Raw genomic sequence first — 21,649 nt, forward strand, 5'->3', positions numbered from 1 at the left:
TTAATTTAAAAGAAGGCGGGGCTTAATACCCCGCTATATTTTAAGCTGCTGCCATCTGTAAGACTTTAACCGCTTCGGTCAAAATAAGTTTCCCGTCAACACGGCGATAAGCTCGGAAGCCTACTTGACCATTTACTGCGTATAACTCGTTTAACCGCTGGAACACAGTCCCCTGGCGATCTGCAATCCAGTAATAGGAGAAGTCGCCAAAGGCAATTACCTTTGCAGATGCAGCAATAGTCGAAACATCATCGCTTATAGCGACAGGGCGTCCCAACAACCGGTCAGGTTGCCCGCTCTGAAGCCCAGGCTGCCAGATGTACTGCCCATCGTTATCCTTCAGTTTGCGGATTACCTTAGCAGTAGCATCGGCCATCAGGAATGCAGCTCTCTGGCGATATGGGCGACCTAAAGAATGATACAGGTCTATAATTTCATCAGCGGTAATAGCATTAGTTGCGGCCGCCGTCACACCTACCTGAGCTGAACCGATTACCCCGGAAGGCTTGCCGCTGCCGTCTCCATTAACGAATGCAGCCTCTTCTGCCCTACCAATCCTACGGGCAAACTCAGACGCGATATACTGTTCAAGGTTGAAGGCGCTATCCTGTAGCAGTTCTTCAGAAACTTTGATAAGAGTCCCAACTTTGTGCGCACCCAGAGCAACACGGCTGAAGGCTTCGTCAGACTCGGAAAATGCCCCTTCTTCGGCAATCCACGAGGCGCTGCCGTGAGAAGCCACCACTGGAATGAGCCTGTCGCCGGAACCAGTCGTGATAACGGTCGCCAAGGTACGCATAACATTTTGGTTCTCAAGAGCCTGGACAAGAGTACGTTCAAACTCATCGGGAACCAGATACCCGCCTTCGGAATCGGTTCCAATCTGTAAAGCCCTCACTTCGTCCGCATACAAAGCATTCCTGGTATGCCGCATAGCTTTCCAAAAGGCACTGCGGTATTCCTCGCTGGCCCGGCCAGTTCTTATATCAACACTATCACCACCAGGCTGGTCTTGTTTTGCAGCCTTAATCCCGCCGGACTGCGCCATCTGCTTTTCAATCTCAAGAAGTCTTTCTTCTCGCTCAATATCCTTGCCTAATTTATCCACATCAGACATTATGCGGTCATACATTTGTTCTTCTTCAGCGGTCAGCCCCCGCTTTTCTTCCTCAGCCTTATCTAAAAGCTGCCTTGCCTGAGCAACTAAAGCTGCCCTTTTTTGTCTCATTTCCAGTATTTTATCCATATCATTCAACCTCCTTAAAATTTTTCTAAAAGTTCTAGTTTACGCCTTAACACAGATACTCTCGCCTGATTTCTCTGCGCTTCTATCTCAGCCGCCTTTACACTCGCCTGAGCAGCGGAATGAGCTTCAAGTATTTCTTTAGCACTCCTAATTCCAATACTGGTAGCCGGGTAAGCCGGGTAGGTTACCGGAGATACGTCAAATAGTTCTACTTCCACCAAGGTACGGATGATGTTTCTGGGGTCGCTCTCATCCCACTCATCCTTTTTTGTACGAAAGCCAAAAGACATCTGGTCCACGTCGCCTCGGCGGATAGATTCCACCAGGTCTTTAGCCCAGGTAGTATCCGGTGGCACAATTTCAATCCTTAACCCCCGTTCATCTTCCTCCAGGGCCAATGTCCCGGCCTTGTTTCTACCCAAAACAAAATCCGGGTTGTGGTTCCACAGAGCCCGGATATCTGACGTCTTTATGCTATTGGCGAAGGCTCCAGGTTTGATTTTTTCTCTGAAGCCCCCTAGGTCCTCAGACAGGGTATTAAAAACCGCCGCGTATCCTACGAGTCGCGGCGGTCCTGTATCGTCTGAACGTATTTCTACTTTCACCGGAAAGGCCCGGCGTTCAAGGTCTTTCATGAAAATTCCTCCTTCTTCCTGAAATTGGGCAACAAAAAACCGGCTCCGAAGAACCGGAACTGTCTCATTAATGCGATAAAACATTAATCTCTTTGACTATATCTTTTAACAGCCTCCCATTAATAACATAATTATTGACTAAAGCTTCTCCATTTTCAAATGTCGCCTCGGTTTCATCTTCTTTTCCCCATTCAGCTATAGATGGTCCTTTTAAAGTAGGACAAATTGAAAAATACTTACCTCCGTATTCAAACTCAATATCAAAATTACTGTCAATCTCTGCGATAAAATCTTCAATTGTTTTATATTTATCATAAGGTACATCCATACTTAAAAACCTCCCAAAATATCGCGGTTTTGTTCTAACTCTTTCTTAGTTAATTTACGCGGCTTACTTCTAACCCCAGCATCATAATCATGGGCATGAGCCCCCATAGGATGAGCTTTTGGCCTATTATGGTCACTTGTATCAATATCTAATACAACTTTGCCTTCTGCATCATAAAATCGCCGTTGAAGAACATTCCCTTGAGTCCCTAGCCGGTCATAAACCGCATTTGGTTCAGCCGTTAACGGAAGACTACGAGCCCTAATTACTTTATCTGGTTTTATTATATCACCTGCTCCTGATGTTGGAATACTTCTTTCCGCAGTTATAAAACAATCACACCCCTTATGTAGCGGAGGATGTTTTTTATCACCTTTCCCCCGGACAATAAAAGGCGTGTCAATATCCACTACCTTACCATCAAGCCGCTTACACAAAGGACAGCTTGTACCGCTTGCCACCCATCTAACTTTCGTAATCCCGCAGGCTTTCCAGGTTAAAATCGCTACTGCCCCACCCATACGGATTGTTTCTTCCTGAGCGATCTCCTGCGGTCTAGTCTCCTTCCAGGTATCGAAGGTCTCCTGCAGGGCTTCCAGCTGGTCATTTCCTTCGGTTACGGCCTGTTCTAACGCCTCACGTAACTCTGTTATCGATGCACCAGTATGCCGCCATATATAATTTGTCATATACTCATCAACAAACTTTTTCAGTTCTCGGCTCATTCCCGACTTACCGCCAACCTCTTCAGCAGCAGCCGCTTGGACAGCTTCCGCATATGCGGCAAAGGCCGGTTCCATTGTTTTACGGATAAACTCCTCATGCTCACGATAAAAATCCGAGAGCCAGGCATCGAACAAAGTTAAATTGCGACTGCCCAGAACTTTTCTCGCCTGACGCATGATATCCGCTTCTTCCCGCTTTAAAACCCTAGTAACAGCATCAGCAAAAACGCGCTTGTAGCTATTTGCTATTCCCCTTCTAATATTAGCGGCCCTGGTCTCCGGAATGCTCCTCTGTTCACCCGGCTGGGGAATCGACCGGGCCGCTTGCTGTTTTCCCACCATATCAGCCGGCAACATATTCCCATTTACTAGGTATATTTTCCCCTGACCGTCTGGCAGAGGATTCATATTTTCTAATTCCCTTATATCATCTGCTGATAACCAGCCATTTTGGCGACCAATTGCATACGCTTCATAACGGGACTTGATATCCCCTCGCAGCAACCCGTCAACCAAAAACTCCGCGAAATAAATGCTTCTTTCCCCCGGCAGGAATAAGTCTCGCTTAATAGCCTGCTCCCATCGCACCAGCCAGGGCCGAATGGTATGCACCACAAACTCAATAGACTGATGTTCTATGTTAGAAAAAGTGGCGCGTTCCAAGTCCCCTATCATGTGCGGCGGCACCCGAAAGATGCGGGCGATTTCGTTCACCTGAAACTTGCGTGTCTCCAGATACTGGCTGTCCTCCGGCGGGATTCCCACCTGATGATACTTCAAGCCCTGCTCAAGAATCATCAAGCGGTGGCTCTTGCTAAGGCCTCCGTAAGCCTCCTGCACAGATTGCTTGAAACGCTGATATGCCTCTTCTTTCAAAGCTCCAGGGTATTCAATTATTCCACCGGGATGAGCGCCGTTACTGAAAAATCTCGCTCCGAATTCCTCGGTCGCCAGAGCCAATCCTATAGCTTCCCTTGCTAGACGGATAGGAGAATAACCTACTATCCCATCGCCGGACAGACCACGAATATGCAATACCTGACCCGGCTTTAGCACAACATAGCTACCGTCGGGCAGCTGGTATTCGTACCGCAGTTCCCCCTGTTCCCGGACTACCTGCATCCTGTCAGGACGCAGTGGCCATAAAGCCTTTACTCTTCCTGCGCCATCCCGCTCTATTTCGGCAAAGGCATTCCCCCACAAAGCCAAATGCCCCATCAGAACCTCCCGAAACTCAAAACTGGTGAGTTCAGGATTGGGCAAATCATGCAGGATTGGGTAAAGATAATGGTCAGATGCCCTCTCTTTACCTCCCCCTGGCAACCTGCGGTATACAGGTAGCGGCAAACTGGCTACTGTTTCAGCCAGCACTCGCACGCACGCAAAAACCGCTGTGCTTTGCAACGCAGTTGATGGGGTGACACTTACCCCGCTGGCGGCCTTGGTCCCTCCCAGGGCTTCAGTCAGCCAACTAGTTGGATTTGCCAAACTCCTTCGTTCGATATAAATATTTGTGAATGGTATTCTCACAGGGTTATCACCCCCCTATCTTCATAAATTGACCGCTTGTTTTGTTCGTGTCTCATCGCTCTGTCTAAAGCCATCACCAGTGCAACAATCCCATCTATTTTCCCTTGGCTTGTAGCTTTGTCCGGTTTCAAGTTCCCTGCCGGATCCTGCTTCACAGCCACATTGTCAGCCATCCACCGCAGAACCGGGTTGCCGCCATGACAAATCTTCCTGGCCAGCAGCCGGCGTTCCAACTCTTTCATCGGCGTTGCCATGCTCATAAAACCTTGGCCCATACCTACTACCGTTAACCCTTCTTCATCCAATTCTATCGCCAGCTGATGAGCCTGGAATAAGCGGTCAATATTCAAATCAACTAACTGAAATGTCTCAGCATCTCTCAATATCTGATCCTTGATGAAGCTGTAGTCAATTGCATCGCCCGGGGTTGTTTTTAAAAATCCTTGTTTTACCCATTTTATATACTGGTCACGGTACCTGTTCTGACTGTTATTAAGCTGTGCTTCCGGCACCCAAAAGCGGCACAATACTTCCACCTTCTCCGGGTCCTCTTCATCAGGGAACACCATCACCCAGGCTGTAATATCTGAGACGCTGGAAAGGTCTAACCCGCCGTAGCAAACACGACCTTTGAGCTCTTCCTCAACTACCATGCCTGCATTTTCATCCCATAACTGCAGACTTATCCAGCGGTTGATTTGCTGTGTCCAAACATTCAAATACAACCTTTTTACCGTGTTTTCATAAGACGGCATTTCAAGTGCTTTCTTGATTTCCTGCTGATAAAACTCCTCCTGGACCGTAAAACCCAGACTGGGGTTGGCTTTTTTCCAGGTCTCAAGTTTAGTCCAGTCATCATCTTCATCGGCTGCAAATATGGCCGGATAAAAAGACGGGTCTTGTATTAACCCGTCTCTGACTTTGCAGGCATACTCATGTAATTCCCAACAAATAGAGTTTCTATCATATCCTGCAGTAGTTATAGCTACTATCAAAGGTTGAGTCCTAGCTCCTGTTGATGTCGTTAAGGTATCCCATAACTCACGGTTGGGCTGGACATGCAATTCGTCGAAAATTATGCCGTGTGCGTTCAACCCGTGTTTGGTTGGTGCATCGGCTGAAAGGACCTTGTAGGTCGCCCCCAATCGAGGCACAAATATGGCGCGTTTATAAACCTCAGCATACCGGGATAATTCCGGCGACCCCAATACCATAGCTTTGGCCTGCTCAAATACTATACTAGCCTGGTCCCGGTCCGCAGCTGCACTGTAAACTTCTGCCCCAGGTTCGCCTTCAAAAAGCAGGTACAGTGCTATGCCGCTAGCTAGAGTTGACTTTCCGGCTTTTCTGGGGACTTCTATATACACCGTTCGATATTGGCGGGTCCCATCTGGCCGCAGAGTCCCAAATATATCCCTGATGATTTTCTCCTGCCAGGGGAGCAACTCAAAAGACCTCCCTGCCCAACGGCCTTTGGTATGCCTCAATGCTTTGAAAAATGCAACTGCTTGGTCAGCTTTGAGTTGACCAAATTTTTTCAAGGATTCCTTCTTCATCGTTCTTCACCTCTACCGACAGCCGGCTGCGGCTGGCAGGGCTGAGACCAAACTCATTGGCCAACAATCGCACCGAATGTTCGGCCTTTTCAACCGACACCTCAGCCCGACGGATTACTTCTATGTCGTCAGCTTCTTTTAATACCTTCTTTAGTCTCTTGTTAGCATGACAATATCGACTCCATGCTTGACAGTAAGATATAAACATTTCCATGTCTGCTTCAGTCAACAACCCCAATCTCTCAAGGATAGGCACGTTCCTCTGCCAACACTGCTTGGCATACCGGTCTAACCCTTTTGGCATTTCAGGAGCAATAGGCGTTGGTTGGGGTTCGTTTGCCGGCATCCGATCTTTTCTTGCTGTGCCTTGTAAAACTTTCAGTTTTGTTGGTTTTTTGTTATGACATCCACCTTTTGGCATTTTTATCACCCTATTTTTAGAAATTTCTGACTGACAATATATGTTCGAACCTGGCCGCGCGGTCTTTAGCAGCCAGGCTACAGAGATTTACATCCCCCTACCCCCTTGCGGCCAAAAGCTTGTTCCTTGGCTGTGTGCCGGGAATGACAAGAATGGCACAAGGGTTCAAGGTTCTCTCTTCGTACATCTCTAACATCACCGTTTACGTGATGTACGTCTGTTGCAGGAGTTACTCTACCCTGCCTCATACATTCTCTACATAGCGGCTCTTCTTTTAGCACCATTTCTCTTATTCTTCGCCACCTAACGTCATAACCCCGACTAGCTGCACTACCTCGCTTCTCATCCTGCTGCCGCCAATATTGCTTTTGATGCTTCTCGCAATACCGCCCTGTGCTAACCAACTCAGGACAGCCTGGATAAGCACAAGGTCGTTTTATTTTACTCGCCATACTATCACCTCGTCCCCTGTCCCACCCCTACAATACATATCTGGGACGTTCTTCCCTCCTGCCTGTCCTAATTCAGGCAGGCAACCTTCAGGTAATCAAAAAGCCCGGGATTTCCTGCCCCGGGCTTTCGGCTTTGTTTTGCTATTTTAATTATATATGGCCGCCAGTATCACATTCTATCACATCTTTTTAATATCTATCCTAATAATACCATTCTTGAGATCGTATATTTTAAACCCCTCACCAGTAGCCTTTTGAATTACTCCTTGTTTAACAAGTTCATATAATTTTTGCATCTCCTGAAAATTAACCATAAAAACTTCACCTCCTACACTCTTTCTAACAAATTTTCACCTCTCTCAAAGCTTTAGCATGAAGCCGGTGAATATGCTGCCAACTATACCCCATCTCCACTGCTATCTCTTCCCATGTTTTACAATCAATGTATCTGTATTGTAAAAGTAACCTTAATTTATCATCCTTTATCTGTTCTATCTTTTGCTTTATTTCATTTCGTATATCAATCAACTGATCTATATCTTCGTTAACCTCTTGTTCTAAATCCACAATTTTAGCTATGATATCATCTAGTCTCATATCTCTCCCGGCATTTTTGGATTTTGGCTCACGTGTATAAACTGCTGTAACTCTTTCCAACCTATTTCGCCAATATGCGATTTCCCCTAGCTTTCTTTCTATCTCTTTATCTAAAAAAGCATATCTCTTTAAAAACATAATTTTGTCCTGATTCTTCTTAGATGTTTTTCTTTTATTAGTTATACTCCTATCAGCCGCTACAAGCCCCGCTTCTGAAAATAGTGCCATTCTCTGCACCTCCGTATTTAAACTATTGCCCTTAAGATGATGCTGTTTATCAAAACAGATTATTTCGCTATCCCCCCTGGTACTTCCATATCTTTTAATGCGCCTACCAGGGTTAGTTTATCTTTTGCTGATAAGTCCCGGAATTTATAATTGCTTAAAAATAATTCTATTAAAGATAATTTTATTTGATCTAAATCGTATGTAACTGCGACCGTTGCGTTATAACTTTTTTCTTTCTCTGGATACTTCTTAAAACATTCAGCACAAACTACTTTAGGCCTATCTACCTGGTAGAATCCAGGCTCGATAAATATATCCTCTCCGTCCTTCAATACAACTCCGCAATCATCGCAAGTATTGCACTCATCATCCTTGTCCTCAAGTTCTTCAACAAGTACAGCTTGCCTAGTAGACTCTTGGTTTTCCTGGCTTTCAACCAACTTAGAGTTTAATTCTGGCTCTGGATGCTGATTTCCTGATTTTGCTTTTTGTTTTTCACGCCATATTTTGCAATAAAGTTTATTTTTGTCTATTTTAAAAGCCTCTGCTATTTCTCCAATCTTTTGCCCCTCTTGAAGGCGCTTTTCGACTTCTGGCCAAAGAACGTCCCAATCAATACGATCCATACTATTATCTTCCTCCTCTCCAAAATTCTCAAAATTAATTTTTAGTATTTTAGCTTGACCACTATGTAAATCATTAATTAGTATCGTATCCGGATAGTTTTCCCCGTCAATTGCAATTAATTTTCCTGTTATTTGTCTCACTACCCCTTTTTTAATTTCTCTTCTACGTGGAGTAACTAAACTTATATATTCTATTTCGTCCCCAGGCTTTATAGCCGATATATCTATCACTAAATATTTCCCCCTTTCAATTTTTCTTGAAAAAGCTCCTTCACTTCATCCACACTATGAACTACCCCTACTACAGCACCCGCATCTGCCCATTTCTGGAGCATAGCTTGTTGCAACTTAGTCACTCTATTGTTCCCCGGGCGTTTAACTTCAAGTTTTATACTTTGTCCGCAATACACGCAATCTATATCAGGCTCTCCCGCACGTTTGGCATCACCGCTGGTTTTTATTGCACGACAGTTGTCCAAACTGTTTAAGTACTTTATGATGTTTTTTACAACCGTAGATTCCAAAGGTTGTTTTTTTATTCCAGCTCTTTCAGTAATTGCATTAGTATTTTCCCTTTGGGTACCAGATATTTCTCCCTCGCTTTCTTGTACTCTTCTTCGTTTGGCCATCCTAACACCCCCAATATTGGTTCTATTCTATATTTATACTGGTCTTTTCCACTAGCAACCAAGCGGCATCCTTGTGCTCGGAATCCTTGTAAAGTTATAGCTAATTCTTTGTCTTTTTTCCAAGCTGCAGCAAAAAGTTGTAACCAAAGTAAATGTTCTACCCCTCCCTCAATACCTTCTGCTAGATCAGGTCGTGGATCTTTCAGAATTAATACTTCCTGAAAACCGCTATTATCCCATTTTGAAAATGGTGGTATATCTATCTCTTCTTTTGTTCTATATTCCTGGGTTTCTTTATCTAGGAACGGAACATATACCTCCTTATCCTCGTCTTTTGATTTTTTTATTTCCTTATTAATTTTTTCCAACATTTTCCCTTCCCTCCAAATCTTTTGTTCCCCAAGTTCCCCTACAAATTAAATAGAAGAAGTTTAAGGGGAACACTCTCAAACGCCTTTTTTAAGGCATTTATCACTTCCTGTTCTCCCTGTTCCCCTGTTCCCCAGGAAAATTATAGAAATATATTTTTATATATACCCTTACACAAAAACTCTCTCTTTTCATAAAAGGGTGTTGCGTATATATATGTTTTTTTTATTTTTTAGGGGAACAGGGGAACACACATATATATAACCTCGATTTTTTCTAGGCTCAAGGCTGTTCCCCAAGTGGTTTTTTTTTGGGGAACAATGGAGAACAAGGGGAACAAAATTAAAATAAATCAAGTTCTACAAGGTTCTCTTCCTTATTTCTTAATGAGTTTTCGTCCTTGTTTTCTAAAAGTAGCTGCACATAATTAGTAGGTTTTCGGCTTATAGGGTCGCGTTTTTTAACACGTGCTCTTTGCTTTTTTTGCTCTCCATTTTTCCATTCGGAAGTCACAATTATCCCACGCTCAGCTAAATCTCTAGTTATCCGGCGAGTATTAAACTTAGCATCTGAGAGAGCTCGTTCAAAAATAGACGGATATATAAAAACATAATCATTTTCTATAAAGCCATATATTTCATGGTTAGGTACAAAAGGTTTTATTTCCGCATCTATACTTGTGTCTTCGATATAAATAAATTTCCCTTGGTTGCTATAAATCCATGAATATAGATATTCTAGCGCTCTGTCTGTTTCATCTATTTCCTCCTTACTCTCCAGAGTCTTCAATATTTCAAAGGTATTTTCCAGGGCTTCAGTATAGGCTTGTTCTGTTTTTTGCCCGAAAATAAAAACTGAGGAATATATATCCGCTAGAGTAACAACTGCAGCATAGCTTATATAGTTTGCCATTACCTCTGGTAACCAAGTTTCCAGTTGATTTAATACTTTTTCATAATCTATCCTGACTACTTCTGGATTGTTTTTTCGCATTTCTATTAGTTTAGTTATGTATTCTGCCCCTGCTACTCCGTATGCGTTTCCAATGTTTTTGTGTATATCTGAAGCGACCTTTTCTTCTGGAATTGGAACCCCGTATATTTCCAAACTTCTGGTTTTAATCCCCGTAGCACTATTTTCCGCTGACAACGGGTGTTCTCCATTAGTCAGGATAATGGATTTCCAAACAGAAAAATGTTGTAAACCACCGCTTCGGGTTGCTCTTGCTTTAGATTTTCCTCCGGAAAGGGTATAAATTAAGCTCTCGATATTTTCCTGTCTGTCTCCCATTACTTGGCGTTCGTCTATACCAAGAGGGAGGTCACAAAAAAGGGCTGCAAGTCGTTCTAATGCTGTTTTGGTAGCGTAAAAAGACATAAGTAAAGCTTCAGGATCACCCCAAACCGATAATGCGGCTTTCATGGTTGCAGTTTTTCCACCGCGTGAACTACCCCAGGTGTGAATTATAAAAACTCTTTGATTAACTAATTTCAGCAAAGGGCTAGCGAAACTGGCAGCTAAAATAAATCTAGCGATAGGATATTGCCTAATAGGTTCAATTGTTTTCTTCCATGTTGCAAGGTCACCTTTAGTTTTATAACTTGCAACAATACTTTCCGTATTAGGATCAGAGATATTAAAAATTACTTCTCCTTCGGCATACGGGAAAAAAGTATCATTTGTTATCCATCCCATCTGTTGAGTACTTTTAAGACAGGGAATATTATTTATATTCTCTCTTTCAAATTCAGCCAAAAACTTTACAAAATCTTTGGCATTTACTGAATTTATAGGCATTCCCTGATTGGCCAGTTGTATTATTGCTGTATGGTTAAATACCGTTGCCCGATCAGCTGTAATATAGTGCCATCTTCCATCCCGTCTGAAAGCTAATTTTATTTTTTCCTGTTCTGTTGTTATATCTTGTAATCTTTCAATAATCAAAACAGGAACAGGACAAGCACAGATTGCTCCTTTTTTAGCATCGTAAGTCCAAACACCGTTTTCTGTTAAATTCCAATCCTGAGGAATTGTTATATTTGAAAGAGGTAAATCAGGGAATAAATCCTGCGGCGGAACATAATCTGGTGTAACTATCTTCAATATTTTCTTTTTACTTCGATACGGTTTTAAAGCTCTTTGTAAATCATTTAAGTTAACTATACCCTTAAATTTTCTTTTGATTTTTGCAAATTCGGCTGGCATTCTCTCTGCAAGGAGTGCCAACGTTTGCAGGTTTTCTTCTTCGAATATATTTTCTTCCGTTATTTCTTCTGCTGCCCTACATGCTATTTGAAGTATTTCTTCTCCCTCAGGATATTTCCACGCGCTTTCTACTTTTGCTAATGCCTCTTTCTCAGGAAAAGGGGGAGAACAATTGGCTGCAGCTATACAAATTAATGCTTCAGCTTCTTCTTTTTTAACTCCGCGTGCTCGCAAAGATGATGCATATCGGAAAAGAGTTATATCTCTTTCCCCTTCTGGAACTCCTGCCAAAACCTTTTTAGGATCTATACTGCTACTGTTGGTTTCTTTTTGAAAAGATTGGGCGTCTAAAAGATCTAGTAACCATTCTGGGGGATCAACAGGTTTTTCTGTATCAGGGGAAATGCCCCATTTATATATTTCCCCGCAGGGATGAATACTAGGTGGTGCTACTATATAACCACCATCACCCCGTAAATCTAGTCCCGGTAGTCGCCGAGTAAAGTTCCGAATTTCTCCACCTGGGTGTTTAAATATATAGTGAAAACCTCCTGAACCTGTATGTGCACAGATAGTTGGCGGCAGTTCTTTATTTTCTAGACTTTTTCGTCCTTCAGGGACATCTACATCTAAGACAATAATTCCAGAAACAATTCCAGTGACGACACCAATATTGGCATTTGGCCATTTTTGCCACCATTCTTTTATTTCTTCTTCTGTAGCACGTCTTTTCTGAAATTCCGCCCATTGGAAAAGGGGTTTTTTCCCCCTCGGCTGGAGGGGGATAACATTCCAGCCGAGGGAAAGATATTTAAGTGCTGTATCTAGCATATTATCACCATTCCTAATAGCTTTTTTTGTCCATTACTATATCTTAGAAAGGCATTTCTTCTTCATCGTCCTCAGCTTCTTCTATTTTTTCTTTTGCAGATTCTTGCATATATTCATCTGCACCTATAGCTAGTTGCCGGGTCAAAACTTTAATCCCTCGAGAATATTCTGCCATAGCCTTTATCTGTTCTGGAGAAAGTTTTCCAACCAGGGTAAAGACTGCTTGACTATAATCGATGCCTCCGGCATTCTGGACTTTTTTAAGACTTACTTTAGTTATAACGCCATAGCTTCTGAGGCCCTTAGATACAATTCTTAGCCCCAGATAGTCAGAGAGGTTTTTTAGGCTGGTAGGGGGTAGAGTTAAAAGAAGCGGTAACATTTCGCCTTCTCTAAGAATATATATCCGGTGCATGTTCTTACAGGCCTTGCCGCGACCATCCTCAGCTGTTCCCCAATTATTATTCGGGCAAGAATTACAGGATCTGCGATTACCATTTTGGTCTACTCCGACTTTCCCATCTATACTAGAGCAATCAGGTGGATTGTTTGCTCCAGAATACCTGTTTTGCCAATAGGCATTCACAGGGTGGTGGTCAACAATGATTCCAATAATTTCTTTCTCCATATCTGGGTTCTCAGGATCGTCTCCAGGGATTTCAAAGGCAAGCCCGCCGCCACTGGGAATTTTAACCCTTGGGAAAGATAAAGTCAGCCCATCCATTTCTTCAGACATGGCCTGTCCAATCTCTTCGTCCAGAATAGGTAATTTAAAGTTTTCAATAATAGCCAAAGAAGCGGAAGTAGTTTCTTTTTTAGTCATATATATCAATCCTCCTTATTTTTTCCGTATAGCAACAACGTTTTTCTCGTATATATTCAGCAGTTGTTTCAACTCTTCAGGCAGACTTTCTTCTTCTAGTTTTTCTTTCACCCACGCCTGCAGAGTCTGGGGGTGAATAGTTTCCTTCACCATATCCTTTAGCCCGTTTTCTTTCATCCAAGTACAAATTACAGGCATCATACCGCTTTTGGCGCTTACGTAAGTTTTTGATTGTAAAACAAACTGTTTATTTCCACGGGTAAAACTGGACATTTCTTCTTCTATCATCTTGCTGACTAAATCGCTTTCTACTTGGCTTATTTCCCGATTTATTTCCTTAAGCGTTTCTTCTAAAACTTTTTTCGATTTACGCAATTCAGCCAATTTTTCAGCTATCGCCATTAAATTTTCCATTCTTCTGTCCTCCCTTTATATTAGTTTTTAAGAGCTCCGGGTATAATTAAAAAACCGGGTAACCTTTTTTGTAATACATTAATCTCATAAGCAACAGCTTGTTTTTTATATCGGGGCAATTTAGGGCAGCTCAGCATAAAAAGCGGCTTCTCGTTCTCGGTTTTAGGAATAGTAAGTTCCATTTCTACTTCTATATCCATAACATTGTCAGACTTGTTAAATATAGGAACATGAATTGTAAATACACTAGGAAGCTTAGCTATGTCTTCACCCGTTTTGGTTTTAAACATGCAAGTAATATTATTGTTGTCATCATAGCTATATTCTCCTATGATCTGTTGAGCAAGCCTTAATCTCTGTGTTGTTACTAGCAGTGTTTCGGCTTCAGGACATTCCACCACATCCCTGCGCTTAAGAAAATCTATAAACTGTTTCTGATTAACAGGGGTATCAAATAGCTTCGCCCACTCACTAAATAGGTCAGAGTATCTGAAAGGATAAAAAGCTTTATCTTGCGGTCTGTCCATTATCGAATCATCCAAGATTATCTGGATTTCAGGGATGTTTTCATCGTAAAAAATAACTGTGTTATCCTTTTTACCTTTACTCAAAACTAAGTCGATAACTGCCTGAGTAGAATCGAGTCTATAATTAGTCCCCGGGAAATTATATTCATTAGCTTTAATAAGTCTTAAAGTACCTACACCTTCTTCTACTTTTACATGCAGATGTTCGTTATTCATTATCTTTTCCTCCTTCACCTTCATTAAATAAACCTATAACTTTAGGCTTCTTTTCCTGAACCTTTTCAGTCTGTAAAGTATAATCCTTGCCCATACGAACCATACTTGCCTTCCCTCTTGGGGGATACTTTGGAGTAATCTTATAACTGATAGTAAACATTGAACTGGTATCTTTTACTCGTTGCAAATCAATACTGATAGATAAATTAGCTTTCTCACCTTCATCTAGCTGAGTAACCAGCTTGCGGTACAGTTTTTGAAAATCCTCTTCAAGTTGCCCTCCGCAAATATTTGTTAAACTTAACGGTTCGTTCATGTTAAAATCCATCTTAAATACCTCCTATTATTTCTTTCCAGTTATCGATAATAGTGGCTGCTATATCTCTTTTTTCCGCCAGAGCCCGATGAATTTTTTCATCTACTGTCCCCTGGCATACTAGGAAAATATTAGTAACAGGATGTTTTTGCCCACTTCGATGCAATCTGCTTCTGGCCTGATCTAAATCGGAATAGCTGAAACTACAGCTATAAAATATGGCTGTATGTGCTGCATGCAATGTAATTCCCGTACCAGCTGCTGTAATTTGTCCCACAAATACTTGACAATTCGGGTCAGTCTGGAACCTTTCTACTAGAGCTCCACGCTCTTCCATCGGTGTAGATCCATCCAAGCTTACAAAATCTATTTTCTTTTTAGCCAGAAGTTTTTCTATTGCTTCCTTTTCCTTTGTGAACCGGGCAAAAATAACTATTTTCTGTCCTTCTAAGTCATCTAATATTTCAGAGAGCAGATTAAGTTTCGCTGTGCTCACTTGCTGACCATCTAAAAAACCCCCAGCTATTTGAGAAAGCCGAAGGAGTTTTGATAACACATTGGCCGCGATCACTGTTTCCCCCGCTTCTAATTCAGCCACACTTTCCCTTACCATTTGCCCATATATTGCCTGTGCCTTTGGTTCCAAATGACAGGTGCGATATACATCAGTCATTTCGGGCAAGTCTAAACATTCATCTTTCTTTACCCGGAACGCTACCCGGTGTATTTTCTCTGCTAGCTCCTCGATGTGCTGATACCCTACTACTTGTTTTCCTTCCCAACCTCCCATAATCGCGTACCGGTTCTTAAATGCCCAGAACGAAGTTCCAAATATTGAAGGGTCAAGAGTGCGATAAATACCGTATACATCTAAAGGGTTATTGGTAATCGGTGTTCCAGTGAGTGCCAACCGGTACCTTGTAATTCTTCCGATTCTGGCCAAAGCTTTAGACTGTTGAGACCCAGGAGTCTTGACTCTGTGCGCCTCATCGAAGATGAGCATGTCAGGTGCCCAGCTGAGCAACTCCTCTACCATATTGCGCGCCCCTTCATAATTCAGGACAACGACCTGTAGGGCATCTGTGTCTTTCCGCTCGGCCAGCGTCTGACAACGTTTTTTAACTGGACCATCAAGAATCTCAACTCGATACGGGAAGTCTGCAAATTTCTCAAACTCTTGTTTCCAGACTGGCATAACGCTTGCCGGGCAAACTACTAAGAGACGGTGGATTTTGCCCCGCAGGTATCTGTGCCCAGCAACTGCGATACTAGGAAGGGTTTTCCCTGTTCCCATCTCCATAAAAAAGGCAGCTGCATTCCGTGATATTCCTAGATTAAATGCATGTATTTGATGACGATAAGGTGTAACCTTAATAGGCATAGGTTCTATAGGTTCAGCATTATACCAGTCTTGCTTTATCTCTGTTTGTGCTTTCTGGAAGGCTATTTCTGTCATGCGTTGAGTTATAGATTTATCTATTTTAAGGTTTGGAATATTTTGAATTGCGGCTTGAAAAGCTTTTGCCGTATTAGGAAGGACCCAGCATTTACGTTCTGCATCCCATCTTCGTCCATCTATTTGCTTTATTGTTTCTTTATGTTTATAGCAGTTGTATAAGCATAGAAAATCTTCTTCTAAAGTCATTATTGGAATTTTTATTTCCGTGGTTATCATTAATTCACCTTCTTTTTCGCTTTCACCTGATTCGGCACCCACTCCGCCCAGGCAACAAGCTTGCCTGGGCTCATATAATCGCGTATACTAGTATCAGAACGGTTTACTATGATTGTTCCGCCTCGGTATTTGTCCGGGCGGTTTTTTCTTTTTCGGCTTTTCCGCCGGTTTCTGGGCATGTATTTACTCACCTCCTCTCAAAATCGGTCGTGGAGACTAGCTACTTTGCATTTTGTTGTTTCAACCCAGACTAGATCTTTGTTTTCTGATATAAGGAGCAACCAGGTAACCCCGTCTTCATCCACATCAACCCCCAAAACCTCATATGTCCACTCCGGATTAAAAATATCTAGTTCTGGATCTGTAACCCGAACAGAAAACTGCCTAATTATCTGCATATATCCACCTCTCAGTTTCGATCTCAAATTTGGTTTGGTGATCGTATGTCCCGTCAATCATCCTCGGCCCTTCAGGAGTGCAGTACCAAATCCGGAAATAGCTGCACCAAGATCGCGTGAAGGCTTCAGAAATTTCATATTTCCGCCCGTCTTTTATGAGCATGTCCCCCGGCCGAATTTCCTCCGGGTGAAGTTTTATTCTTTTTATCTGTTTCATTCTTTTTACCTCCTTTTTTTATCACCCTAAATAATGAGCGATAAGAAATAATACACATGTAAACGCAACACCTATGAAGAAATATCCTATTTTGTCCATTCTGTCCTGTCTTGCTTCCATCTGTGCCTGTATATCCATCCTAAGCATGTCCTCTTTGGTAATATACGGCAAATATACTATTTTGCTATTGTCTTTAGTTCGGGCTTGTCCGTGCATGGGGTCACCTCCTTTTCTTTTTCTTCTAGAGATACCTTCAGCCATTTCAGAAAACTGTCTCTGGATACCCTCGGGCTGTTCCCAACCCAGGTGACAAAGAAGTTTTTTTTCTTATGTCCCTCGGTTTTGATGATTTGTAGGGCTGAGGGCCTACTACAACGCAAAATCATCATTATATCAGTTGTGGTCAGGATTAGAGGTAATTGTTTATAGGATGTTATCTCTTCCTTGAGCTGGGGCTGCATTTTTGCTAACCTCCTTTCTTTGCTTGGCCAGGAAATGATTAATAAAATATATTTGCCCTTTACCGGTTACCTTGGGGGTTTTGGTTATGCGGATACTGCCATCCGGATTAGTTATTGTGCGTTCCTTTATTTCAAAAAGCCCTTTTTCCATTGCCTTTTGGGTTGGCATATTCTTGCTGTTCCCGGATTTAATTAGATAGCCATTTTCTCGAAGATACTGGAAAAGTCGCTTTTGCCCTATTTCTACTCCGTTTTGCTTGAGAAGTTTGGCAAGATCCCCAACCAGGATACTGGTTTGCGAGGCGGAAACCGCATCGGCAAATATTGTCTTAGGCTTGTCCTCTTCAATTTTGGTTTCTAGAGCTTTGCGTGTTTCTTGCTCTGCTTTCAGCTGCTGCGCCAGACTGATAATCGTATCAGGGTTCAGAAGGACTTCCTCTATCTTCTCTGGTGTCATGTATGCTCCGTGTTTACGGATGGTTGGAAGGATTTCATCAAAGACCCAACGTTCAAAACGCTCAGCTGCAGGGAGTTTACTGCGTATAATAAGGCGATATAGGTCTCCTTCCGGAATGAAGTTTATTTCTTGAGACCCCCCAGGTGTAAGGACCTCGTGTTTCACGAGCCCCTTGCAATGTCTAAAAATGGCATCATGTGGATTGCTATACCCTAAAATGCGGGCGCATTCCGTTGCCGGGAAATAAGGTTTTTCATCAATAATAAGCACATTTAGTTCTCCGAATTCTGTATTCTTAAAAACCTGTAAGTTATTCATTTTAGCCCTCCTCTTTTTTATCACTTTCAGTTGTAATAAAAGGTAAAAAAATATCATCAAGAGAACACTTAAATATTTTAGTCATTTTAAAAGCTACTTCAGGACTAGGCCTTTTACTTCCTCCTTCTATTTGATACATCATTCCTGGGCTTATTCCTAAAAGTTTTGCCGCCTCTTTAGCAGTTTTTATTCCGGCCTTATGCCGCATTATTGTTATATGATTTGCCATTCGTTTCACCTCCTGTTGAAATAATATCACTAATAGTTTGTGATAATCAAATCTTTTTACTTACTGTTTTTTAAAATTATGTAAAGAAGACAGCTTTTTTCTTTTAATTTCTATTTTTTTCACTAATAGTTGTATTGAATTTTAAAAAACTTAAAGTTATAATATTTACACAAAAAGTTAAAATTAATTACAGGAGGTGGAAGTGTATGAATTTAAATGAAAAAATTAAAGAGTTAAGACTTCAAAAAAATCTTACCCAAGAACAATTAGGTAAATTAATTGGAGTAACTACTTCTATGATTGGGATGTATGAAACTGGTGCCAGAAAACCTAGTTTAGAAGTCTTAACGAAATTAGCTAATTGTTTTGATGTATCTATTGATTATTTACTGGGAAGAGAAGATGAATTGCAAATTAATAGAGAAGAAATGTTTCGAGATCCAGACATAAGAGCGATTGCTAGAGCCGCACAGAATATGACCTCTGAACAAAGAAAAGATTTAGCTCGTTTTTTGCAAAAAGCTTTCAATAAAGCTTTTGAAGGGAAAAAATGATAGGTTATATAAAACCTAGATTTAAAAGAACTGCACAAATTGCGGCTCAAACTTTAATATCTCATGGTGTAAATCAATTACCTGTAAATGAAAAGATGTTTATTAAGCAACATGATAATTGGGAATTAATGACTTATACAGAATTTGGGAAAATCAATAATCTCAATGAGGAAGAAGTAATTTTTATAATAGGAAGTTTTGATGGATGCGCTTTTTATGATGCAGATAATAATAGATATCTAATTATTTACAATGATAATCCTCTCTGGATAGAAAACCCTCAAAGAATTAGATGGACTATTATGCATGAAATTGGCCATATTTTGTTAGGGCATTTAGAAGAAACTCAAGAAGCCATGATAACTAGGGCAGCATTAGGAAACCAAAAATATAAAATATTTGAGATTGAAGCAGAATATTTCGCAGCTAATATTTTAGCACCAGCGCCAGTTCTTTTTAAGTTAAATTTGTTTTCGGTAGAAGAAATAATGAAAATTTGCAATATTTCTAAAACTGCAGCTGAAAACAGATTAAAACATTTACTAAAAAGAATGAAAAAAGGCAAACTTTTTGACGACGATTTTGACATTTACAATCAGTTTTTAAGTTTCATTTACAAAAAAAGATGCCTTTCTTGTCACTATACTTTTAGCGCTCAAGAAGCTAATTATTGTCCTATTTGCGGAGGGAAATTTTTAGAATGGTTTGGATATAACAATACTGATAAATGGGGAGGTAATAATTTGATTTACAATGATGGCTACGAATTAGATGAAAATAGCCGAGCTATAGTTTGCCCTAGATGCGGCAATGAAGAATTAAATTATGAAGGAAATTATTGCAATATATGCGGCGCATATCTTATAAATCGTTGTTCGGATGAAATAGGATATGATATCAATGGCAATCCTATTATTGTAGAAGAAGGATGCGGAACTTTAGCGGCTGGTAATGCTAGATATTGTATTAAATGCGGCAGACCTACTACATTTTTCGTAGATAAACTGCTGCTACCTTGGAATAAAGCTAAAGCCAAAATTGAAACAGAAAATGAGATTGAAGCTGCTACGACTTTAGAAGATATTCCATTCTAAATAATTCAAGGAGTGATCACATTGGCTGTTCAAAAAAGAGGCAATAGCTGGCGGATAGTAATAGATGTAGGCAAAACTCCAGAAGGGAAAAGAATACAGAAAGTCTTCACCTTTCACGGTTCTAAAACTGAAGCTAAGGCTGAAGAGGTGAGGTTAAAAGCTTTATATAAAAATAATAACCTTAACGTAAACAAGATGACGCTAGAACAATATCTTCTATACTGGCTTGATACCTATAAAAAAAGAAAAATAGCTGTACGAACCTATGAAAGTTATAAAGAAACCATCAAGGTTCATATAGCTAAAGATGAAATAGGCCAAAAACCTTTTGATAAAATTACTCCTGACGATATACAAAAATATTATAACAGAAAACTTGACCAAGGTCTTTCCTCCACATCAGTTTTATACCATCATCGCATATTACATGCTGCATTTAACCAGGCCATTAAAGCAAGATTAATCCCCTGGGGCATGAATCCCTGTGCAGCAGTCGAACCTCCTCAGAAAAGAAATTACAAAGCAACTACACTTTCTCCGGAACAAGTAGCCTATCTTTTAGCACATACCAAAGGACATCCTATGTATATTGCTATCGCAATAGCAGCTATGACAGGTGCCAGAGCAGGGGAAGTATGCGGCTTAAAGTGGGATGATATTGATTTTGAGAATAAAATAATTTGCATAAATAAAGCCGTAAAAAGAGAAAACGGGAAGCTTGTTTTAGGGACTACTAAAAATAAACAGGAAAGATATGTTCCGCTAACACCAGGATTGGCTAAAATCCTTAAAAAACATCAAGAAGAACAGGAGATCATAAAAACCGGGTTAGGGCCAGGCTATAAAGACCAGGGATTTGTTTTAGCCTGGGAAGATGGTAGATGCTTCGACCCGCACTATCTAAGTGAAAAATTTACCCAAATTATCAAGGAATTAAATTTCCCTAAAGTGACCTTTCATGGTTTAAGACATTTCTATGGAGATGCTATGCAAACAGCAGGTGCTAACTTAAAAGCTATAAGTGACGCTTTAGGCCATAGTCAACTTAACATAACAGCTGATGTTTATATTAGGACTAAAGTAGACGACCAGCGCAAATATGTAGAGTGGTTGGACGAAACAGTTTTAAAAGGATTTTAGGTCACCTATCAGATATAAAAATAAGGCGGCAATTACCGCTTTATTTTCATGTGACCTTTTATGTGACCTTTTTCAAAATTCTTCCAGATAAAAAGGTCACTAAAAAAGCCTCCGGTCTCGGAGGCGTCTTATTTTCAAAATGGTGGGTCATCCGCGACTCGAACGCGGGACACCCTGATTAAAAGTCAGGTGCTCTGCCAACTGAGCTAATGACCCATGTTTTAATGGCTGGGGTGGCTGGATTCGAACCAACGAATGACGGAGTCAAAGTCCGTTGCCTTACCGCTTGGCTACACCCCAACGGTATGCATTATATCAATTCCCCCTGGGGCTGTCAAGAGGTAATTTCATGGGGTGGATGATGGGACTCGAACCCACGACCCCCAGAGCCACAATCTGGTGCTCTGACCAACTGAGCTACATCCACCATAA

27 protein-coding genes and 3 tRNA genes are annotated in these 21,649 nt (G+C 41.3%); 3 read left to right on the top strand and 27 right to left on the bottom strand.

What is annotated here, in order from left to right; all coding sequences use genetic code 11:
* Positions 1–40: 40 nt before the first annotated feature.
* The 24 genes from H0Z36_RS04630 to H0Z36_RS04745 form a co-directional block, all read right to left on the bottom strand.
* Positions 41–1,246, bottom strand: a complete 1,206-nt coding sequence (locus H0Z36_RS04630) for a phage major capsid protein (RefSeq protein WP_296864076.1) — start codon at positions 1,244–1,246, stop codon at positions 41–43.
* Between the two features lie 14 nt (positions 1,247–1,260).
* Positions 1,261–1,965 (bottom strand): HK97 family phage prohead protease, encoded by a 705-nt coding sequence (locus H0Z36_RS04635; protein WP_366508864.1) that lies wholly within the window; start codon positions 1,963–1,965, stop codon positions 1,261–1,263.
* Positions 1,949–2,209 (bottom strand): hypothetical protein, encoded by a 261-nt coding sequence (locus H0Z36_RS04640; RefSeq protein WP_296864078.1) that lies wholly within the window; start codon positions 2,207–2,209, stop codon positions 1,949–1,951. Before H0Z36_RS04640 ends, H0Z36_RS04635 begins: the two co-directional genes overlap by 17 nt.
* Before the next feature lie 2 nt (positions 2,210–2,211).
* Positions 2,212–4,464: a phage portal protein gene (locus H0Z36_RS04645; protein WP_296864079.1), complete on the bottom strand. Its 2,253-nt coding sequence runs from the start codon at positions 4,462–4,464 to the stop codon at positions 2,212–2,214.
* Positions 4,461–6,020, bottom strand: coding sequence for a terminase TerL endonuclease subunit (locus H0Z36_RS04650; RefSeq protein ID WP_296864080.1), 1,560 nt, complete (start codon positions 6,018–6,020; stop codon positions 4,461–4,463). The genes H0Z36_RS04645 and H0Z36_RS04650 overlap by 4 nt, the downstream gene beginning before the upstream one ends.
* Positions 5,977–6,324: a phage terminase small subunit P27 family gene (locus H0Z36_RS04655; protein WP_296864081.1), complete on the bottom strand. Its 348-nt coding sequence runs from the start codon at positions 6,322–6,324 to the stop codon at positions 5,977–5,979. Before H0Z36_RS04655 ends, H0Z36_RS04650 begins: the two co-directional genes overlap by 44 nt.
* Positions 6,325–6,518: 194 nt before the next feature.
* Entirely contained in the window at positions 6,519–6,893 is a 375-nt protein-coding gene (locus tag H0Z36_RS04660; protein ID WP_296864082.1) for an HNH endonuclease signature motif containing protein, read from the bottom strand.
* 179 nt (positions 6,894–7,072) lie between these two features.
* Positions 7,073–7,207, bottom strand: coding sequence for a hypothetical protein (locus tag H0Z36_RS04665; RefSeq protein ID WP_296864083.1), 135 nt, complete (start codon positions 7,205–7,207; stop codon positions 7,073–7,075).
* 25 nt (positions 7,208–7,232) lie between these two features.
* On the bottom strand, positions 7,233–7,718 hold the full coding sequence (locus H0Z36_RS04670) for a DUF1492 domain-containing protein (protein WP_296864084.1): 486 nt from the start codon (positions 7,716–7,718) through the stop codon (positions 7,233–7,235).
* Positions 7,719–7,777: 59 nt separating this feature from the next.
* On the bottom strand, positions 7,778–8,575 hold the full coding sequence (locus tag H0Z36_RS04675; protein ID WP_296864085.1) for a hypothetical protein: 798 nt from the start codon (positions 8,573–8,575) through the stop codon (positions 7,778–7,780).
* The gene (locus H0Z36_RS04680) at positions 8,575–8,868 is read right to left on the bottom strand and encodes a VRR-NUC domain-containing protein (protein WP_296864086.1); all 294 of its coding nucleotides are present in this window, start codon (positions 8,866–8,868) and stop codon (positions 8,575–8,577) included. The genes H0Z36_RS04675 and H0Z36_RS04680 overlap by 1 nt, the downstream gene beginning before the upstream one ends.
* Positions 8,869–8,879: 11 nt before the next feature.
* A complete protein-coding gene (locus H0Z36_RS04685) occupies positions 8,880–9,344 on the bottom strand; it encodes a hypothetical protein (protein WP_296864087.1) in 465 nt (154 codons plus the stop codon).
* 340 nt (positions 9,345–9,684) lie between these two features.
* Complete coding sequence (locus H0Z36_RS04690) at positions 9,685–12,378, bottom strand: DUF927 domain-containing protein (protein ID WP_296864088.1); 2,694 nt, start codon at positions 12,376–12,378, stop codon at positions 9,685–9,687.
* A gap of 43 nt (positions 12,379–12,421) precedes the next feature.
* Positions 12,422–13,201, bottom strand: a complete 780-nt coding sequence (locus H0Z36_RS04695; protein WP_296864089.1) for a hypothetical protein — start codon at positions 13,199–13,201, stop codon at positions 12,422–12,424.
* Between the two features lie 15 nt (positions 13,202–13,216).
* Positions 13,217–13,615: a hypothetical protein gene (locus H0Z36_RS04700; RefSeq protein WP_296864090.1), complete on the bottom strand. Its 399-nt coding sequence runs from the start codon at positions 13,613–13,615 to the stop codon at positions 13,217–13,219.
* Between the two features lie 20 nt (positions 13,616–13,635).
* Positions 13,636–14,358 carry a DUF2303 family protein gene (locus H0Z36_RS04705; RefSeq protein WP_296864091.1) on the bottom strand — a complete coding sequence of 241 codons (723 nt, stop codon included), beginning with the start codon at positions 14,356–14,358 and terminating at the stop codon, positions 13,636–13,638.
* The gene (locus H0Z36_RS04710) at positions 14,351–14,686 is read right to left on the bottom strand and encodes a hypothetical protein (protein WP_296864092.1); all 336 of its coding nucleotides are present in this window, start codon (positions 14,684–14,686) and stop codon (positions 14,351–14,353) included. The genes H0Z36_RS04705 and H0Z36_RS04710 overlap by 8 nt, the downstream gene beginning before the upstream one ends.
* Before the next feature lies 1 nt (position 14,687).
* Entirely contained in the window at positions 14,688–16,130 is a 1,443-nt protein-coding gene (locus tag H0Z36_RS04715) for a DEAD/DEAH box helicase (protein WP_296864093.1), read from the bottom strand.
* Between the two features lie 218 nt (positions 16,131–16,348).
* On the bottom strand, positions 16,349–16,528 hold the full coding sequence (locus H0Z36_RS04720; RefSeq protein ID WP_296864094.1) for a hypothetical protein: 180 nt from the start codon (positions 16,526–16,528) through the stop codon (positions 16,349–16,351).
* An 18-nt stretch (positions 16,529–16,546) separates the two neighbouring features.
* Positions 16,547–16,747: a hypothetical protein gene (locus tag H0Z36_RS04725; protein ID WP_296864095.1), complete on the bottom strand. Its 201-nt coding sequence runs from the start codon at positions 16,745–16,747 to the stop codon at positions 16,547–16,549.
* Positions 16,734–16,964 carry a hypothetical protein gene (locus tag H0Z36_RS04730; RefSeq protein ID WP_296864096.1) on the bottom strand — a complete coding sequence of 77 codons (231 nt, stop codon included), beginning with the start codon at positions 16,962–16,964 and terminating at the stop codon, positions 16,734–16,736. Before H0Z36_RS04730 ends, H0Z36_RS04725 begins: the two co-directional genes overlap by 14 nt.
* Before the next feature lie 21 nt (positions 16,965–16,985).
* Positions 16,986–17,180 (bottom strand): hypothetical protein, encoded by a 195-nt coding sequence (locus tag H0Z36_RS04735; RefSeq protein WP_296864097.1) that lies wholly within the window; start codon positions 17,178–17,180, stop codon positions 16,986–16,988.
* A 207-nt stretch (positions 17,181–17,387) separates the two neighbouring features.
* Positions 17,388–18,200 carry a phage antirepressor gene (locus H0Z36_RS04740; RefSeq protein WP_296864098.1) on the bottom strand — a complete coding sequence of 271 codons (813 nt, stop codon included), beginning with the start codon at positions 18,198–18,200 and terminating at the stop codon, positions 17,388–17,390.
* Position 18,201: 1 nt separating this feature from the next.
* Positions 18,202–18,429 carry a helix-turn-helix transcriptional regulator gene (locus H0Z36_RS04745; RefSeq protein ID WP_296864099.1) on the bottom strand — a complete coding sequence of 76 codons (228 nt, stop codon included), beginning with the start codon at positions 18,427–18,429 and terminating at the stop codon, positions 18,202–18,204.
* A 206-nt stretch (positions 18,430–18,635) separates the two neighbouring features.
* Here H0Z36_RS04745 and H0Z36_RS04750 point away from each other — a divergent pair, with 206 nt between their 5' ends.
* The 3 genes from H0Z36_RS04750 to H0Z36_RS04760 are packed head-to-tail and all read left to right on the top strand — an operon-like array spanning position 18,636 to position 21,217.
* The gene (locus H0Z36_RS04750; RefSeq protein WP_296864100.1) at positions 18,636–18,983 is read left to right on the top strand and encodes a helix-turn-helix transcriptional regulator; all 348 of its coding nucleotides are present in this window, start codon (positions 18,636–18,638) and stop codon (positions 18,981–18,983) included.
* Positions 18,980–20,077: an ImmA/IrrE family metallo-endopeptidase gene (locus H0Z36_RS04755; protein ID WP_296864101.1), complete on the top strand. Its 1,098-nt coding sequence runs from the start codon at positions 18,980–18,982 to the stop codon at positions 20,075–20,077. Before H0Z36_RS04750 ends, H0Z36_RS04755 begins: the two co-directional genes overlap by 4 nt.
* Before the next feature lie 21 nt (positions 20,078–20,098).
* Positions 20,099–21,217, top strand: coding sequence for a site-specific integrase (locus H0Z36_RS04760; RefSeq protein WP_296864102.1), 1,119 nt, complete (start codon positions 20,099–20,101; stop codon positions 21,215–21,217).
* 140 nt (positions 21,218–21,357) lie between these two features.
* Here the strand turns inward: H0Z36_RS04760 and H0Z36_RS04765 are convergent.
* The 3 genes from H0Z36_RS04765 to H0Z36_RS04775 form a co-directional block, all read right to left on the bottom strand.
* Positions 21,358–21,433 (bottom strand) — tRNA-Lys (locus tag H0Z36_RS04765).
* A 9-nt stretch (positions 21,434–21,442) separates the two neighbouring features.
* Positions 21,443–21,517, bottom strand: a tRNA-Gln gene (locus H0Z36_RS04770).
* Positions 21,518–21,567: 50 nt separating this feature from the next.
* Positions 21,568–21,644, bottom strand: a tRNA-His gene (locus H0Z36_RS04775).
* Positions 21,645–21,649 lie beyond the last annotated feature (5 nt).

It is taken from the genome of Thermosyntropha sp., from assembly GCF_017656155.1.
GTDB lineage: Bacteria > Bacillota > Syntrophomonadia > Syntrophomonadales > Syntrophomonadaceae > Thermosyntropha.

Coding starts and splice junctions, on each gene's coding strand:
- H0Z36_RS04630 (WP_296864076.1), bottom strand. CDS start 1,246: ATGGATAAAATACTGGAAATGAGACAAAAAAGGGCAGCTTTAGTTGCT.
- H0Z36_RS04635 (WP_366508864.1), bottom strand. CDS start 1,965: ATGTTTTATCGCATTAATGAGACAGTTCCGGTTCTTCGGAGCCGGTTT.
- H0Z36_RS04640 (WP_296864078.1), bottom strand. CDS start 2,209: ATGGATGTACCTTATGATAAATATAAAACAATTGAAGATTTTATCGCA.
- H0Z36_RS04650 (WP_296864080.1), bottom strand. CDS start 6,020: ATGAAGAAGGAATCCTTGAAAAAATTTGGTCAACTCAAAGCTGACCAA.
- H0Z36_RS04655 (WP_296864081.1), bottom strand. CDS start 6,324: ATGCCAAAAGGGTTAGACCGGTATGCCAAGCAGTGTTGGCAGAGGAAC.
- H0Z36_RS04660 (WP_296864082.1), bottom strand. CDS start 6,893: ATGGCGAGTAAAATAAAACGACCTTGTGCTTATCCAGGCTGTCCTGAG.
- H0Z36_RS04665 (WP_296864083.1), bottom strand. CDS start 7,207: ATGGTTAATTTTCAGGAGATGCAAAAATTATATGAACTTGTTAAACAA.
- H0Z36_RS04670 (WP_296864084.1), bottom strand. CDS start 7,718: ATGGCACTATTTTCAGAAGCGGGGCTTGTAGCGGCTGATAGGAGTATA.
- H0Z36_RS04685 (WP_296864087.1), bottom strand. CDS start 9,344: ATGTTGGAAAAAATTAATAAGGAAATAAAAAAATCAAAAGACGAGGAT.
- H0Z36_RS04690 (WP_296864088.1), bottom strand. CDS start 12,378: ATGCTAGATACAGCACTTAAATATCTTTCCCTCGGCTGGAATGTTATC.
- H0Z36_RS04695 (WP_296864089.1), bottom strand. CDS start 13,201: ATGACTAAAAAAGAAACTACTTCCGCTTCTTTGGCTATTATTGAAAAC.
- H0Z36_RS04700 (WP_296864090.1), bottom strand. CDS start 13,615: ATGGAAAATTTAATGGCGATAGCTGAAAAATTGGCTGAATTGCGTAAA.
- H0Z36_RS04705 (WP_296864091.1), bottom strand. CDS start 14,358: ATGAATAACGAACATCTGCATGTAAAAGTAGAAGAAGGTGTAGGTACT.
- H0Z36_RS04710 (WP_296864092.1), bottom strand. CDS start 14,686: ATGGATTTTAACATGAACGAACCGTTAAGTTTAACAAATATTTGCGGA.
- H0Z36_RS04715 (WP_296864093.1), bottom strand. CDS start 16,130: ATGACAGAAATAGCCTTCCAGAAAGCACAAACAGAGATAAAGCAAGAC.
- H0Z36_RS04720 (WP_296864094.1), bottom strand. CDS start 16,528: ATGCCCAGAAACCGGCGGAAAAGCCGAAAAAGAAAAAACCGCCCGGAC.
- H0Z36_RS04725 (WP_296864095.1), bottom strand. CDS start 16,747: ATGCAGATAATTAGGCAGTTTTCTGTTCGGGTTACAGATCCAGAACTA.
- H0Z36_RS04730 (WP_296864096.1), bottom strand. CDS start 16,964: ATGAAACAGATAAAAAGAATAAAACTTCACCCGGAGGAAATTCGGCCG.
- H0Z36_RS04735 (WP_296864097.1), bottom strand. CDS start 17,180: ATGCACGGACAAGCCCGAACTAAAGACAATAGCAAAATAGTATATTTG.
- H0Z36_RS04740 (WP_296864098.1), bottom strand. CDS start 18,200: ATGAATAACTTACAGGTTTTTAAGAATACAGAATTCGGAGAACTAAAT.
- H0Z36_RS04745 (WP_296864099.1), bottom strand. CDS start 18,429: ATGGCAAATCATATAACAATAATGCGGCATAAGGCCGGAATAAAAACT.
- H0Z36_RS04750 (WP_296864100.1), top strand. CDS start 18,636: ATGAATTTAAATGAAAAAATTAAAGAGTTAAGACTTCAAAAAAATCTT.
- H0Z36_RS04755 (WP_296864101.1), top strand. CDS start 18,980: ATGATAGGTTATATAAAACCTAGATTTAAAAGAACTGCACAAATTGCG.